Genomic DNA, 13,710 nt, shown 5'->3' with positions numbered 1-13,710 from the left:
GCGGCAGCGTCAACCGCAGGCGGCGTCTCGGATCGCAAGCACGAAGGGCGCATTTCCGTCGGCATCGGCACCGCGTCCGATGGCCCGGACCGCCGCAACCAGCCGGCCGCCGCGGCTAAGCAGGGCGTCGCCGATCTCGATCAGCCGGGCATTCGGCGTCGCGAAAGGTGAGGCGGCGCGCAGCCGGCGGGCCAGCATTTCCTCGCTCTGATCCGGTGCGAGCGAAAGCGCGGCGATCAGGGCTGCGGCCGGCGATCGCGACACGCCCATCCAGCAATGGATGAGCAGTGGCGTTTCCTGCCGCCACGAAGCGGCAAACTCGATAATCCCTCGCACATGCGTCTCTTCAGGCGCAACGAGATCGCCGGTGCCCTTGAAGACGATATCGTTCATGGCAAGCGTCAGATGACGCTCGGTCGCGATCACGCCCGGCCGGTGAAAAGCCTGCTCCTTGGCGATCAGGCTGATCATGTCGCGCGCCTTGTGGCGCACCGCCATTTCCGCAATGCGCGATAGCGGCGAGACGACGATGAAGGTCACGATACCATCTCCCGCTCGACCTCGATCGCCGCGAAGCGCTCGCAAAACAACCGCTGCGCTTCGACCGCCGGCAGGGGCTCGATCATCAGCATGTCCTTGCTGATTCCGCGTGGCTGGCCGAAGAATTTCTGTGCCTCGGCGGGTGTGAAACCGGCAAGCACGGTCGCCTCGAAATAAGCGGCGATCGTGTCGGCCTTCTTGATCCGGTCCTTGAGATCGCGCGAGGGATGCGGCGGCAGGCCGAAGCGCAGGTGCACGGCGGCCTCCAGCCGCTTTTCCACCGTCTTGTAGCCGCCGCCGACCACCGATTTGAACGGCGAAATCATGTCGCCGATCACATATTCGGGTGCATCGTGCAGCAGCGCCATCAGGCATTCCTGCGGCCGCGCGTCGTTGAAGCGACGGAAGATATCCTCAACGACGAGACAGTGCTGGGCCACCGAAAAAGCATGATCGCCGGAGGTCTGGCCGTTCCAGCGGGCCACGCGCGCAAGCCCGTGAGCGATGTCGATGAGTTCGACGTCGAGCGGCGAGGGGTCGAGCAGGTCGAGCCTGCGCCCGGACAGCATGCGTTGCCAGGCACGCGGAGCTTTCGTCGTTGTCACGCGCTGGCCTCGTCGGCGCTGGCGGGAAAGACGAGACCGGACCATGCCGGCAGGACGAGGGAAACAGGCGTGTTGCCGGCCAGCAGAGGCGTGCCTGCCGCCATTGCGGCGCCGGCGCGGTCGATGCGCACGATCGCAAGTCCATTGCCGCCGTCGACCGAACCGAGGGTTCCCACAGGCTTGCCGGCGACGGTAATCTCCGTCCCGGTTCCCGGCAGATCCGTTGCGGCGGACACTGTCACGACGCGCCGGCGTGCAGTGCCGCGATGCTGCATGCGCGACACGACCTCCTGGCCGACATAGCAGCCTTTCCTGAAGGAGAGGCCGCCGTTGAAATCCATCAGCACATCATGCGGGAAAGCGTCCTGCAGGGCGAAGTCAGATCCTGATGTGACGATGCCGTGGCGGATGCGCAGCGCGTCGTAAAGCGCTTCTGCACCATCGCCGTGTCTTCCAGCCCGACGTCTCAGCGCGACGCCCGCCTTGGCGAAGCGGCTGTCTCGGGCGCCCCGGCTGCCCTCGGCATCCTCGCCCCAAGAAACGGTAACGCCCTCTTCGGTGCTTTGCGCAAGTGTGACGGCGGCGCGCAGCTTGTACATCGTCAGCCGCTTCAGCAGCACGTCGCGCTGGCCGGCATCGGTTTCGATCGTGTAACCGTCGCCGTCCTGCCAGATCATGAAGTCGAACAGGATCTTGCCCTGCGGCGTCAGCAATGCCCCGGGCCGCGCCTCGTCGGCGCCGAGCGCGATGATATCGGTGGTGATCAGGTTTTGCAGGAAGGATTGAGCTTCCGCGCCGCTGACGAAGAGCAATGAGCGGTCTTTCAGGAATACGGCTGGCATGGCGGAACCTGTCGCGTTGGTTATCGCTCAGAGGTATGTCTTCATGAGATGGATCGCAAGCGCCATGCGAAACGTGAAAAGCGCAAGCGAGATGGGCATCAATCCCCCGCTGTGAAGAATTTCCATTTACCCTCAGGCGTAATGCCGAGGCGATAGAAATTATATCCGCCGAATTCCTGCATGTCGGAGAGATCGCCGGCCGTGACGATGCGCAGCAGCTCGACGCGCTCCGGCGGTGTCAGCGACTTCAGGTCCTTCTCGGCAAAATAGGGCCAGACATACATGTCGTCGGGCGTGCCCTGGCCGACATGCACGAAGCCGGTCGAGATGATGTCGAGCATGATGGCAAGGATCTCGTCGCCGTCAGGATCGCCCGACAGATCCTTCAGCGTGCCGATCGGATCGTCGGTCGGTTCGCCCACAGTCACCTGCGTCTGGTCGGCACCAGTGCCCATCAGCGGCCGCAGCCGCTCGAGATCGCCGGATGCGGCCGCCTCGACGATCTGCTCGCGCATCTTGCGAACCGGCTCTGGCACCTTGCTGATATCGTAGATCACCTCGGCGGGCTTGGAATTGTCCTGAGCCCCCGGCGTCTTGTCGACACCCTGATTGCTCTGGCTGTTGACCAGCGGATCGGCCATGGGAACACCGGGAGTGGCCCCGCCCTGCGGCTGGCTCTGTCCCTGAGCGCTTCCCTGTGCGGGTGTCTCGTTGGCCGCCTGGCCGGGGATCTTGTGCAGTTCGGAAAGCGCGTAGGCTGCCGGCGCAAGGAAAACATTGCCGGCGGCGAGGCTGAACGCAAGCAGCACCGGCGCGAGCGAAATTCGCGAAACTTTCTCTTTACCGGTGTGCATCAAACTCTCTGGTAACAATTATTGCAGGGTGCGGTTCGCGGAGAATTCGCCGGCAAGCATGCGCTCACGCAGCGAATCCAGCAGGGCTTCGGCGCTCTTTTCCCCATGCAATCTGATCGTCTCGCGCAGCGCATGTGCAATGGCGGCATCAGCGATGATTTCAGGCTCGATCCCGTCGGCCATGCCGTCGGCCCAAGCTTCGTTCTGGTACTCCAGAGCTGCCTGCATCTTTTCGTGGACGATCATGTCGTCGATGTCGTTGAGGCTTGCTTCCATTGTCTTTTCCTCAGAACTTCTCATGTCTTACTGCACAGTTAACAACACTAACAGCCTTTTCCCAAAACGACACGTCCGCATGCGAAAACAGGTTAATTAAACGTCAATTTCCAAAGCGCGAGGTAATTTCTGTGGCAAGTGTTGCACCTTCGTTACGGTAGCGCTCTTCTGCCACGATGGCCGCCGGGGTGCAATCCGTATAGACCGAGGCGAAGGCGCGATAGCCGCGATTGAAGGCAGCTGTCAGCTTTTCCTTGCGCTGCGGCTCGTTGCCGGTCTCCGAATCGAGCAGCTGCTGCATGCCGTTTCGCCACTCGTCGCCACCCGCCGCCTTGCAGAGCGTTCTCAGATAATGCACCGAACCCAGCACCTCGGCGAACCGCGCCAGCTTGTCGTCATAGGGTACGCTCACGACCGGCGGTGCAATCTGCTCCTCCTGTGGAGGCGGCGTATTCTTGCCCTGCGCCATCGTGGGGCCGGCCAGGACGAGCAGGGACAGAAAAACGCGTCGAACGGGAATCATGCTCACAGTTGATACGCTCAGCATGACGGCAACAAGGCGTACTTCAAAGTTTCCACGTCTATTCGCCGCCCGCCAGCCGCTCCGCGCATTCGAGCACGCTCTGCGGCACCGGCAGTCGGCGGATTTCCTCCACCGTGTACCAGCCGATGGCTGCCGCATCGTCGGCGGCTTCCGCCACGGCATCCCGATCCGCATCGACGCGAAAGACCGACAGCAGGAAATGGCTCTTGACGCTGCCGTCGGCCGCATGCGTCTTCAGGTCGTAGGTCGAAAACAGCCGCGGATTACGTGCCGAAATGCCGGTCTCTTCATGGAGTTCGCGCAATGCCGTTTGCTCCGGCGTTTCGCCGGGCTCGGCCCGCCCGCCGGGAAAGGCGTACATGTCGGCGGAAGGCGGGTTGCGCCGCAACACGAGGAGGAATCGTCCGTCGCGTTCGAGAATGGCGGAGGAGGCGGCTTTGGCGGTGGAGATCATCGGAGGCTGCTCTTGCTGTGATGGCCCATCTTATCGGAGGAATAGTGCGACGGGGATTCGAAAGGTGCTTCCGTGACCTACATCATCTACGCCTTTGCCGCAGTCTTCGAGATCGCCGGCTGCTTCGCTTTCTGGGCATGGCTGAAGCTCGAAAAATCCATCTGGTGGCTGGCGCCGGGCATGATCTCCCTGGCGCTTTTCGCCTGGCTTCTGACGCTGGTGCCGAGCGAGGCCGCCGGCCGCACCTTCGCAGCCTATGGCGGCATCTACATCCTCGCTTCGCTGCTCTGGCTGTGGTTGGTCGAAGCCCGCGTGCCGGATCGTTACGATATCGGCGGTGCGCTGATCTGCCTTGCCGGCGCCAGCCTCATCCTCTTCGCGCCGAGAGGTTGAGGCGTCTTGACGGAGTACCAGCCGGGTGTAAAGACAGGCCGATGTGTGGACGTTTCGCCCTGACAGTCTCCAGCGTCGACCTGAGCGACGTCTTCTCCGGTCTCGATTTCGACGATTTTCCGGCGCGCTACAACATCGCGCCGACGCAGCCAATCCTCGTCGTCATATCAGGCGAGGGCAGGGAGCAGGGCAGCAACTTGGCCGACCGGCGCGCCGTGCTCGTGCGTTGGGGCCTCACGCCGGGCTGGGTCAAGGATCCGAGAGATTTCCCGCTGCTGATCAACGCGCGCGCAGAAACCGCGATCGGCAAGGCCTCCTTCCGCGCCGCCATGCGTCATCGCCGCGTGCTCATCCCAGCCTCCGGTTTCTATGAATGGCACCGTCCGCCAAAGGAAAGCGGCGAGCGGCCGCAGGCCTACTGGATCAGGCCGCGTCAGGGTGGGGTCATCGCCTTTGCCGGGCTGATGGAGACATGGTCTTCTGCCGACGGCTCCGAGGTCGATACCGGCGCGATCCTGACGACATCGGCCAATTCAGCCATATCGGCGATCCACGATCGCATGCCCGTCGTCATCAAACCCGAGGATTTCACGCGCTGGCTCGATTGCAAGACGCAGGAACCGCGCGAGGTGGTCGACCTGATGCAGCCAGTTCAGGATGATTTTTTCGAGGCCGTGCCGGTCTCCGACAAGGTCAACAAGGTTGCCAATATGGGTCCCGACCTGCAGGAGCCGGTCGTCATCGAAAAGCCGTTGAAGACGCCCGAGAAGCAAAAGCCCGACGACGGCCAACTCAGCTTCTTCTGAACACTGTCCGCCGCACCAGCCGGCCCGTCGGCGACCTATCGGCGCCGACGTGTCACATTGGCGGTGGCGATGCATCGCTTCGTCCATCAGGTTTTTCGGGTTGTGCTTATGTTGGCAGAGCGTTGTCAGAAGATTCCGGCGATTGCCTCTCGTCGTTCACTTGGTCAGCGGTGCCTGACGGATGTAACCCGAGAGCACGCACGGTTCTGATTTGAAGCCTTCCGCTTCAAGCGGATTTTTTGACGCTGGTCGGCTTATGCTTCGCCATCAGCGATGCTGCTGCAACAGCCTTCAGGCCGACGGGGCGATAATTGGCGGCAAGGTCTGGCTTGGCCGCTTGCTGTTCGCCGGTACTGCTCGTCTTCGAAGTCACGATACTCTCCTTACGTGGTTCTTCCCTGGGCATTTTATAGTTTGATGTTTCGTCACGAATAGCGACAAAATGGCGGCGTAGCTCATCAGGATTTGTAAACGCGCACCATAATTCGCGAGGCTTAACTGAAGCCTACGTTGGTTAATACTTACTGAAGAGAGCAGTTCCAATAAAAGTGCGAAAGCGGTTTTCTCGGGAAAATGCGGAACAGCCGGATAAGCGCACGGTTTTCTCCGGGGAAACCTGCGCTTTTCCCAAGTATCCCTCAGAACGAAGAGAGAGAGAGAGAGAGAGAGCATTTCCGTCATTTGGAGAAATCCGGAAATGCTCGGTGATCAGATGTGCCGGCCGATATCGTCGTCGCCGATGCCGGGTTCCTCGATCGTCAGCGTCCCGTATTTCCGCCGCCATTTCCGCGCGCCGAAGGGAAGCGATATGAGGTAGGCGGCAACGGTGAAGACCATCACCTCCCAGGTGTAGCTCATCAGCAGAGCCACGTAGAGCACGACGCCGAGCATCATCGGCAGCACGAGATCGCGCCGCAAGCGATTGCCTTCCGATTTTCCCGACCAGACCGGCAGCCGGCTGATCAGCAGGAAGGCGATGAGCACGGTGTAGATCGACGAGAGATAGGCGAAGGTGCGGTCCGTCGCCAGCCCGAGGAAGCCGAGATAGACCGGCAGCAGCACCAGCATGGCGCCGGCCGGCGCCGGTACGCCGACGAAATATTCCGATTGCCAGCTTGCCTTGTTCTCGCGTTCGGCCATGACATTGAAGCGGGCAAGGCGAAGCCCGGCGGCGATCGCATAGATCAGGGCGGCGATCCAGCCGAGCGAGCGCGCCTGGTCGAGCGCGAAGACATAGACGACGAGGGCGGGCGCGACGCCGAAATTGACGATGTCGGCAAGCGAATCCATCTGCGCGCCGAACTTTGAGGTCGCCTTCATCAGCCGTGCCACGCGCCCGTCGATGCCGTCGAGGAAGGCAGCGAGCAGCACCATGGAGACGGCGAGCTCATAACGGTTCTCGAAAGCCAGCCGGATGCCGGTCAATCCGGCGCAGATCGCCAGAATGGTGATGAGATTTGGAAAGACGAGCCGGAGCGGGATTTCGCGCAGACGCGGGCCGCGGGCGGAATCATCTGGCCCATTGGGCTCGAAAGGCGGAAAAGGCGTTTCCATATCGCGTTCCAATCGTTCCTAAGGCAATTCCAGCAACTGTGCGTAGCGCTTCTGCACTTCCGTGAAAAGCTGAACCGCTCTAGCTGCGGCGGCTGATGACAGGACCCTTGGCGGAGGCGAATTCGGCGATGACGGTTTCTCCCGCAACCGCCGTCTGGCCGAGCGAGACGCGTGGCGCAGCACCGGCGGGCAGGAATACGTCGAGCCGCGAGCCGAAACGGATCAGCCCGAAGCGCTCGCCGGCATCCACCGGTTCGTTGGGGTTCGCCCAGCAGAGGATGCGCCGTGCGACGAGGCCGGCGATCTGCACGACGCCAATCTGGCCGTGCTGGGTTTCGATCACCAGCCCGTTGCGCTCATTGTCTTCGCTCGCCTTGTCGAGCTCGGCGTTGACGAAGCTGCCGGAGCGGTAGTTGATGCTGACGATGCGCCCGCGCATCGGCGCCCGGTTCACGTGGCAATTGAAGACGTTCATGAAAACGGAGATGCGCAGCATCGGCTCGGAGCCGAGGTTGAGCTCGGCCGGCGGGGTCACCATCTGGATCGCCGAGACCTTGCCATCGGCGGGAGAGATCACCAGGTCGTCATCCTGCGGGGTCACGCGCTCCGGATCACGGAAGAAATAGGCGCACCAGAGCGTGAAGATCATGCCGATCCAGAAGAGCGGCTTGAAGATCCAGCCCAGGACCAGCGACGCGACGAAGAAGGCGGCAACGAAGGGATAACCCTCCTTGTGCACGGGGACGATCGTGTTGCGAACCGTGTTGAACAGGCTCATGGCTGCCGGTCTCCTTGCGTTTTCATTTTTGCTGGTTAGCGAAAAACCGTCTCTGGGGCAATGCTGTGGCGTCGGCCCTGGTTCCCGCGCCGGGGTTCTAAACAACAAAAGCCGGCCGGCGTCGGCTTCCGCTGTCAGCTTGCCGGAGCAAGCCGCGTTATCACGCCGAGGTCGTCGCTTTCGCGCACCTGCTTCAGATGTTCCTCCGCCTGTGTCGCCTCGCGCTGGCGGTTCCACATCGAGGCATAAAGGCCGTTCTTTTCGAGGAGAGCGGCATGTGTTCCACGCTCGGCGATCTCACCGCTTTTGAGCACGATGATTTCATCGGCGCTGATGACTGTCGAAAGCCGGTGGGCGATAACAAGCGTCGTCCGGTTCTTCGAAACCAGGTCGAGTGCCTCCTGGATTTCCCGTTCCGTCGTCGTGTCGAGCGCCGACGTCGCCTCGTCGAGGATCAGGATCGGTGGCGCCTTGAGGATGGTGCGGGCGATCGCCACCCGCTGTTTCTCGCCGCCCGAAAGCTTCAGCCCGCGCTCGCCGACCTTGGTTTCGAACCCCTCGGGCAGCGTTTCGATGAAATGCGCGATCTGCGCCACCTCGGCCGCCGCAAAGACCTCGTCGTCGCTGGCCGATGTGCGGCCGTAGCGGATGTTATAAGCGACCGTGTCGTTGAAGAGCACGGTATCCTGCGGCACCATGCCGATCACCGAGCGCAGGCTCTTCTGCGTCACCGTGCGGATATCTTGGCCGTCGACGGCGATCGCGCCGCTCTGGATATCGTAGAAACGATAGAGCAGCCGCGACAGCGTCGATTTGCCCGCACCCGACGGGCCGACGACGGCGACCGTCTTGCCGGCCGGCACCTCGAAGGAAATGCCCTTCAGGATCGGACGGGCCGCATCATAGGCGAAGTGCACGTCCTTGAAGGAGATCGCGCCCTGGCCGATCCGAAGTTCGGTCGCATCAGGCGCGTCTTTGACTTCGGTCTGCACCTCAAGCAAATCGAACATTTGCTCGATATCGGTCAGCCCCTGGCGGATTTCGCGGTAGACGAAGCCGATGAAGTTGAGCGGTACGGAAAGCTGCAGCAGCATCGAATTGACGAAGACGAAATCGCCAACCGTCTGCTCGCCGCGCTGCACGGCCAGCGCCGACAGCACCAGCATGATGGTCGTGCCGATGCCGAAGATGACGCCCTGGCCGAAGTTCAGCCAGCCGAGCGAGGTCCAGACATCGGTCGCCGCCTTTTCGTAGCGTTCCATCGATTTGTCGAAACGCTTTGCCTCCATCTCCTCATTGCCGAAATATTTGACGGTCTCGAAATTGAGGAGAGAGTCGATCGCCTTGGTGTTGGCGTCGGTATCGCTGTCGTTCATCGACCGGCGGATGGCGATGCGCCAGTCGGATGCGCGGATCGTGAACCAGATATAGGCCCAGACGGTAAAAGCGGTAACGGCGAGATAGGAGAAGCCGTAGCCCCACCAGAAGATCGCTGCCGTCAGCAGGAATTCGATGACGGTCGGGACCGAATTGAGGATCGTGAACCGCACGATCGTCTCGATGCCCTTGGTGCCGCGCTCGATGATGCGCGAAAGCCCGCCGGTCTTGCGCTCGAGATGGAAGCGCAGCGACAGCTCGTGCATATGCACGAAGGTCCTGTAGGCGAGCTGGCGCACCGCATGTTGTCCGACGCTGGCAAAGAGCGCGTCGCGCAGCTGGTTAAGGCCGAGCTGGATCAGCCGGGTGATGTTATAGGCGATCACCAGCGCGATGGCGCCGGCCAGCAGCGGTGGCACCGAGCCGGCAAGATCCATCCTGCCGTTCAGCGCATCGGTCGACCATTTGAAGAAATAGGGAACGAGCAGTAATACGAATTTGGAGATCAGCAGGTAGACCGAAGCCCAGACGACGCGCATTTTCAGGTCGGGCCGGCCGGCCGGCCACATATAGGGCCAAAGGTTGAGAAGCGTCCGCGGCAGGTTGGATTCGGAGACTGTCTTGCTGTTTGCCATGCTTGTCTCCAGCCCGGATGAGCTTGCCGCGATTGCGGCGATTCGATGGCGGCAGGAGCGCGGAACCGGGACCTACCTGAAAGCGCTTCCCATATCCCGCAGCCGCCACCGCCAGATAGGGTGCCGGGCGGACGAATACAACAATTGCTGGGGTAAGGAAACGACGAGGCCGGGCGCTTGTCCCGCCCGGCCTCGTCGCGTTGTTTAGCAGCTTAGAGATGCTGGCCGGACATGCGCTTGCGGTGCAGCTCTTCGGCATTCGGCAGGACATCCTTCGGCAGGCCAAAAATCTGGCCAGGGCGGATGCGATCGGGATTGATGATCTTGTCCTCGTTGGCGATGTAGATCGTCGTGTAACGAACGCCGAGGCCATAGGTGCGGCGCGAGATCTGCCACAGCGTGTCGCCGCGGCGAATGATGACCGCCGCATTGTTTGCCGTCAGCGGCGCCTGTTCGATCGTCTTCGGCTGGTTGCTTCCGACATCGTTTGCAGATGGCGTTGCCGGCGCGGGTGCAGCGGTGAGTTCGGCGATCATCCCGCCCAGTTTTTCAAGTGCGGCGCCGACGGATTTCGCATCCCCAGGCAGGCCCTGCAGCAGCTTCAGCGCATTGCCGGCGACCTGAGAGGCCGAGCCGGACGTTTGCCTGAAGGCATCGGGCGCATCGGCCGCCGGACGGAAGTCGGCGACCGAGCGTAGCGCGAACTCCGTTGCCGAGCGCGCCGCTGCGAGCTGTTCGGCGCCGGGCAGCTTGCCATCGGCAAATAGCCCCTTCAGCAGCCCGAAGGCCTTGCCGACTTCTGCTTTGAGTTTGCCGAGTTCGCCTTCGTCGAGCAGCACCATCGAGGAAGCACCGTTCGCCTCGGTGGGCGCCGATTGCGCGGCAACCCTCACCTGATCGCCGGCCGGGCGGTTGAAATTCACCGCCGCACGCACGATCACCTTGCCTGCGGGATCGACGATATCGACGCGGATCTTGTGGTCGCCGACCGAGAGCGTCACCACCCCGTCGATGACGAAATGGCCGTCGGAGCCGGCCGTGTCCTGGCCGACGAGGCTGTCGTCGGCATAACCGATGACCTTGGCATTGGAGCGCGTCGTGCCGGCAATGAAGATCTTGTTGCCCTCGATTTCGACGGCATTGACCATGATGTCGGGCACATTCGTCTTATCAGGTGCCGCGGTGCCGGGAATGGCCGGTGCCGTATCAGCGGCGCCGGAAGGGGTGTCGGTGAGGTTCGGCGTCTGCAGCGCCAGCTCGCCGGTTGCTGCAGCTGTTGCGGCAGGTGCAGCAGGCGGTGCCATTGGGTTGGAAGCATCGGCAACTTCGGTTCCGGCCTTCGGCGCGGTGATGATGCGGCTCGCCGTGCCGGGTTTGGAAACCATGGCGAGCAGATTGGCGCCATTGCCATCCTTCGGCACGGAAATGGTCGCGACTTCTTCGGAAAGCGTGCTCTTGCCGTCCTTGCCCGTGAACTTGAGGACGAGCTGGTGGTCGCCGGCCGGAAGCGGATCGTCGAGAACGGCAGCAAAATCGCCGCTTGCATCGACATTGGCCGTCGTCACCACCTTCTCGCCGTCGAGCACCTCGAGCTTGCCGTTCGGCTCGGCGGAACCGGCAATCACCGTCGATCCGTCGGGCTCGACGCGCAATACGTCGAAGGCAGGAAGCTTCGGGCTGGTATTTTCCGCCGCCGTATTCGTCCCAGGGGCGGTCTCCGGCGCACCGGTCAGCGCAACCTCGGCCTTGGCGATCGCGGCAAGCGCATCGGCGATGTTCTCGGGCAGCGACCGGATGATGGCGAGCGCCTTCGCGCCGCCTTCCTTGGCCTTGGCGGCAAGGGTCTGGGTCGCGGGATCGAGGCCCTCGGGAATGGTGAAATCGGCAAGCGCGGTCAGCGCGTTCACGGCCTTGGTCTTGGCGGCAGTGAAGACATCGATGGAAGGGCCTTTGCCGTCGGCAAACAATGCCTTGAGCTCGCTGAGCGATACGCCGGCATCGGCCGAAAGGCGACCCACTTTGTCGGCGACCGCAGCCGTGTCGCCCACGGCGGAGCGCGATGTCTTTGCCGCCTCGTTAACCGTGTTCTTGACCTCCGTGCTCGCCTGGTTGATGGCGTCTCCGACCTTGGTTGCATCGCCGCCGATGCGCGGCATAACGACAAACACCATCAGTAGGATTGCGATTGCGAGGACTGCAAGGGCCAGCAAGCCGGCACGGTTCTTCATCATTATGTCTCCCAAGGCGGCAATTTGCCGTAGTACCCAAAATTGCTAGCGATTCCCGTTGCTTTCCACAAGCATTCAAAGCAATTAGGCAAGCTAGGCACGCTGCTTTTCAGTCAATTTTCTTGACTGCATTGAAATGGAATAGTTGTTTTGCCCTCATGACCGAACAATCTGTATCGATTCGATCCATCTGCGTTTACTGCGGCTCAAGGCCGGGACGCGATCCTTCCCACATGGCGGCCGGGCGTGCTCTCGGAAGAGAGATCGCCGAATACGGCCTGCGCCTCGTCTATGGCGGGGGTACCAAAGGCATCATGGGCGCGGTTGCCAGCGGCGTGCTTTCAGGCGGCGGTCAGGTCACGGGCATCATTCCCGAATTCCTGATCGATATGGAAGCGACTCGCCACTCGCTCGGTCAGCTGAACGAACTCATTGTAACCCCTGACATGCATGCGCGCAAACACACCATGTTCGAGCGCTCCGATGCCTTCGTCGCGCTGCCCGGCGGCATCGGTACGCTGGAGGAGATCGTCGAGATCATGACCTGGGCGCAGCTCGGTCGCCACGAGAAGCCGATGGTCTTTGCCAACGTCAACGGTTTCTGGGATCCGATGATGGAATTGATGCGCCATATGACTGAAGAAGGCTTCCTGCACACTGCCCACCGGGTGCAGCCGCTCGTCGTCGACGAGATCTCCGGCATCATTCCGGCGATCATGGCCCAGGCAGCCCAACTCGCCGCCGATCGTGACGGCGAGGACGAAGTAATTTCGAAGATGTAGCGCGCGCGCCTTTGGAGCGGTTCGGCTTTCACGGAAGCGCCGAACCGCTCCAAGCTTTTGTTTTACGCAATCCCGGATGCAAAACCGCTGCGCACTTTTGCTGGAATTGCTCTAACGCTCCCGGCTTCCCTTCAGCATCGACCAACTATAGAGGAACAGCCCCGCCCAGATCAGCGGGAAGGCAATCATGCGTGCCGTGCCGAATGGCTCGTGGAAGACGAAGACCGCGATCAGGAAGATCATCGTCGGCGCGATATACTGCATGATGCCGATCGTCGAGAGTTTCAAGAGCTTGGCGCCGTTCGCATAGATCATCAGCGGCACGGCGGTGATGACGCCGCAGCCGAGCAGCAGGGTCGTATCTGCAAGACCGGTGCGGTAGAGGTGGCCCTGGCCGCCGAATTCGAGATAGAGGATGTAGAGGAGGGCCGGCCCGCTGAGGATCAGCACTTCGAGGAAGAAGCCCTGGTTCGGCCCGAGCGGCAGCGTCTTGCGCAACAGGGCGTAGAAACCCCAGCTGACCGCCAGCGTCAGCGCCACCCACGGGATGCCGCCGCTGTCCAGTGCGAGAATGGCGACGGCAAGCGCCGCAAGCGCGATCGCCGCAATCTGCAGCGGCTGCAGCTTTTCCTTGAGGAACACTGCGCCGAGGAAGATGCTGAACAGTGGATTGATGAAATAACCGAGTGCTGCATCGAGCGAATGGCCGGCGCCGATCGCCCAGACATAGGTGCCCCAGTTGACGGTGATCAGCGACGCCGTCAGCGCCGCCATCGCCAGCATGCGCGGCGAACTGAGCGCTGCGCGGATATCCTGCGTGCGCCCGAGCACGATCAGCACGATGCCCGCCAGCGGCAGCGACCAAACGATGCGATGGGCGATCACCTCGGCCGGCGAGATATGCGCCACCGCCTTCATGTAGATCGGCAGGAAGCCCCAGAGCAGATAGGCCGTCAGCGCGAAGGCGAACCCGCGCGGACTGTCTTCGTTCTTGGCCAACGGAACGGATGCATCGGTCGACATCGGTGTTTCCATCTTTGTT

At 62.0% G+C, this 13,710-nt stretch carries 16 protein-coding genes; 3 read left to right on the top strand and 13 right to left on the bottom strand.

Annotated features, from left to right (window positions below; all coding sequences use genetic code 11):
• Positions 1 to 9: 9 nt before the first annotated feature.
• The 7 genes from FY112_RS18810 to FY112_RS18780 all read right to left on the bottom strand — a co-directional run bounded on the left by FY112_RS18810 (position 10) and on the right by FY112_RS18780 (position 4,115).
• Entirely contained in the window at positions 10 to 540 is a 531-nt protein-coding gene (locus FY112_RS18810; protein ID WP_151519035.1) for a tyrosine phosphatase family protein, read from the bottom strand.
• On the bottom strand, positions 537 to 1,145 hold the full coding sequence (locus FY112_RS18805; protein WP_131621932.1) for an HD family hydrolase: 609 nt from the start codon (positions 1,143 to 1,145) through the stop codon (positions 537 to 539). The genes FY112_RS18810 and FY112_RS18805 overlap by 4 nt, the downstream gene beginning before the upstream one ends.
• A complete protein-coding gene (locus tag FY112_RS18800) occupies positions 1,142 to 1,987 on the bottom strand; it encodes a folate-binding protein YgfZ (RefSeq protein WP_151519034.1) in 846 nt (281 codons plus the stop codon). The genes FY112_RS18805 and FY112_RS18800 overlap by 4 nt, the downstream gene beginning before the upstream one ends.
• A 98-nt stretch (positions 1,988 to 2,085) precedes the next feature.
• Complete coding sequence (locus tag FY112_RS18795; protein WP_026158612.1) at positions 2,086 to 2,841, bottom strand: hypothetical protein; 756 nt, start codon at positions 2,839 to 2,841, stop codon at positions 2,086 to 2,088.
• Positions 2,842 to 2,859: 18 nt separating this feature from the next.
• Positions 2,860 to 3,117, bottom strand: coding sequence for a hypothetical protein (locus FY112_RS18790; RefSeq protein ID WP_003546972.1), 258 nt, complete (start codon positions 3,115 to 3,117; stop codon positions 2,860 to 2,862).
• A gap of 103 nt (positions 3,118 to 3,220) precedes the next feature.
• Positions 3,221 to 3,664, bottom strand: a complete 444-nt coding sequence (locus FY112_RS18785) for a TIGR02301 family protein (protein ID WP_017959779.1) — start codon at positions 3,662 to 3,664, stop codon at positions 3,221 to 3,223.
• 34 nt (positions 3,665 to 3,698) lie between these two features.
• Positions 3,699 to 4,115, bottom strand: coding sequence for an NUDIX domain-containing protein (locus FY112_RS18780; protein WP_131708423.1), 417 nt, complete (start codon positions 4,113 to 4,115; stop codon positions 3,699 to 3,701).
• A 72-nt stretch (positions 4,116 to 4,187) separates the two neighbouring features.
• On the opposite strand from FY112_RS18780, the gene FY112_RS18775 reads away from it, so the two are divergent.
• Both FY112_RS18775 and FY112_RS18770 read left to right on the top strand, forming a co-directional pair.
• Positions 4,188 to 4,508 carry a YnfA family protein gene (locus FY112_RS18775; RefSeq protein WP_072638916.1) on the top strand — a complete coding sequence of 107 codons (321 nt, stop codon included), beginning with the start codon at positions 4,188 to 4,190 and terminating at the stop codon, positions 4,506 to 4,508.
• A gap of 41 nt (positions 4,509 to 4,549) precedes the next feature.
• Entirely contained in the window at positions 4,550 to 5,314 is a 765-nt protein-coding gene (locus FY112_RS18770; RefSeq protein ID WP_131708422.1) for an SOS response-associated peptidase, read from the top strand.
• A 226-nt stretch (positions 5,315 to 5,540) separates the two neighbouring features.
• Here FY112_RS18770 and FY112_RS36830 read toward each other — a convergent pair whose 3' ends face one another.
• The 5 genes from FY112_RS36830 to FY112_RS18750 all read right to left on the bottom strand — a co-directional run bounded on the left by FY112_RS36830 (position 5,541) and on the right by FY112_RS18750 (position 11,889).
• A complete protein-coding gene (locus FY112_RS36830; protein ID WP_017959783.1) occupies positions 5,541 to 5,687 on the bottom strand; it encodes a hypothetical protein in 147 nt (48 codons plus the stop codon).
• 335 nt (positions 5,688 to 6,022) lie between these two features.
• On the bottom strand, positions 6,023 to 6,868 hold the full coding sequence (gene pssA, locus FY112_RS18765; RefSeq protein WP_003558134.1) for a CDP-diacylglycerol--serine O-phosphatidyltransferase: 846 nt from the start codon (positions 6,866 to 6,868) through the stop codon (positions 6,023 to 6,025).
• Positions 6,869 to 6,947: 79 nt separating this feature from the next.
• Positions 6,948 to 7,883, bottom strand: a complete 936-nt coding sequence (locus tag FY112_RS18760; protein WP_280760681.1) for a phosphatidylserine decarboxylase — start codon at positions 7,881 to 7,883, stop codon at positions 6,948 to 6,950.
• Positions 7,781 to 9,658, bottom strand: coding sequence for an ABC transporter ATP-binding protein/permease (locus FY112_RS18755; protein ID WP_151519033.1), 1,878 nt, complete (start codon positions 9,656 to 9,658; stop codon positions 7,781 to 7,783). The genes FY112_RS18760 and FY112_RS18755 overlap by 103 nt, the downstream gene beginning before the upstream one ends.
• A 212-nt stretch (positions 9,659 to 9,870) precedes the next feature.
• Positions 9,871 to 11,889 (bottom strand): LysM peptidoglycan-binding domain-containing protein, encoded by a 2,019-nt coding sequence (locus FY112_RS18750; protein ID WP_151519032.1) that lies wholly within the window; start codon positions 11,887 to 11,889, stop codon positions 9,871 to 9,873.
• A gap of 155 nt (positions 11,890 to 12,044) precedes the next feature.
• On the opposite strand from FY112_RS18750, the gene FY112_RS18745 reads away from it, so the two are divergent.
• The gene (locus tag FY112_RS18745; RefSeq protein WP_003558142.1) at positions 12,045 to 12,668 is read left to right on the top strand and encodes a TIGR00730 family Rossman fold protein; all 624 of its coding nucleotides are present in this window, start codon (positions 12,045 to 12,047) and stop codon (positions 12,666 to 12,668) included.
• 111 nt (positions 12,669 to 12,779) lie between these two features.
• On the opposite strand, the gene rarD is transcribed toward FY112_RS18745, so the two are convergent.
• Positions 12,780 to 13,691, bottom strand: a complete 912-nt coding sequence (gene rarD / locus FY112_RS18740) for an EamA family transporter RarD (protein WP_020485980.1) — start codon at positions 13,689 to 13,691, stop codon at positions 12,780 to 12,782.
• Positions 13,692 to 13,710: the final 19 nt, after the last annotated feature.

This window comes from Rhizobium sp. PEPV16 (genome assembly GCF_008919455.1).
GTDB lineage: Bacteria > Pseudomonadota > Alphaproteobacteria > Rhizobiales > Rhizobiaceae > Rhizobium > Rhizobium leguminosarum_Q.
The sequence above is the reverse complement of the archived record's forward strand: the minus strand, read 5'-3'. Positions and strand labels throughout refer to the sequence as shown.

What these genes read in the sequence shown, in the direction of transcription:
- FY112_RS18750 (WP_151519032.1), bottom strand. Translation starts at nt 11,889, where the DNA reads ATGATGAAGAACCGTGCCGGCTTGCTGGCCCTTGCAGTCCTCGCAATC.
- FY112_RS18745 (WP_003558142.1), top strand. Translation starts at nt 12,045, where the DNA reads ATGACCGAACAATCTGTATCGATTCGATCCATCTGCGTTTACTGCGGC.
- FY112_RS18770 (WP_131708422.1), top strand. Translation starts at nt 4,550, where the DNA reads ATGTGTGGACGTTTCGCCCTGACAGTCTCCAGCGTCGACCTGAGCGAC.
- FY112_RS18800 (WP_151519034.1), bottom strand. Translation starts at nt 1,987, where the DNA reads ATGCCAGCCGTATTCCTGAAAGACCGCTCATTGCTCTTCGTCAGCGGC.
- FY112_RS18785 (WP_017959779.1), bottom strand. Translation starts at nt 3,664, where the DNA reads ATGCTGAGCGTATCAACTGTGAGCATGATTCCCGTTCGACGCGTTTTT.
- FY112_RS18790 (WP_003546972.1), bottom strand. Translation starts at nt 3,117, where the DNA reads ATGGAAGCAAGCCTCAACGACATCGACGACATGATCGTCCACGAAAAG.
- FY112_RS18780 (WP_131708423.1), bottom strand. Translation starts at nt 4,115, where the DNA reads ATGATCTCCACCGCCAAAGCCGCCTCCTCCGCCATTCTCGAACGCGAC.
- rarD (WP_020485980.1), bottom strand. Translation starts at nt 13,691, where the DNA reads ATGTCGACCGATGCATCCGTTCCGTTGGCCAAGAACGAAGACAGTCCG.
- pssA (WP_003558134.1), bottom strand. Translation starts at nt 6,868, where the DNA reads ATGGAAACGCCTTTTCCGCCTTTCGAGCCCAATGGGCCAGATGATTCC.
- FY112_RS18755 (WP_151519033.1), bottom strand. Translation starts at nt 9,658, where the DNA reads ATGGCAAACAGCAAGACAGTCTCCGAATCCAACCTGCCGCGGACGCTT.
- FY112_RS18795 (WP_026158612.1), bottom strand. Translation starts at nt 2,841, where the DNA reads ATGCACACCGGTAAAGAGAAAGTTTCGCGAATTTCGCTCGCGCCGGTG.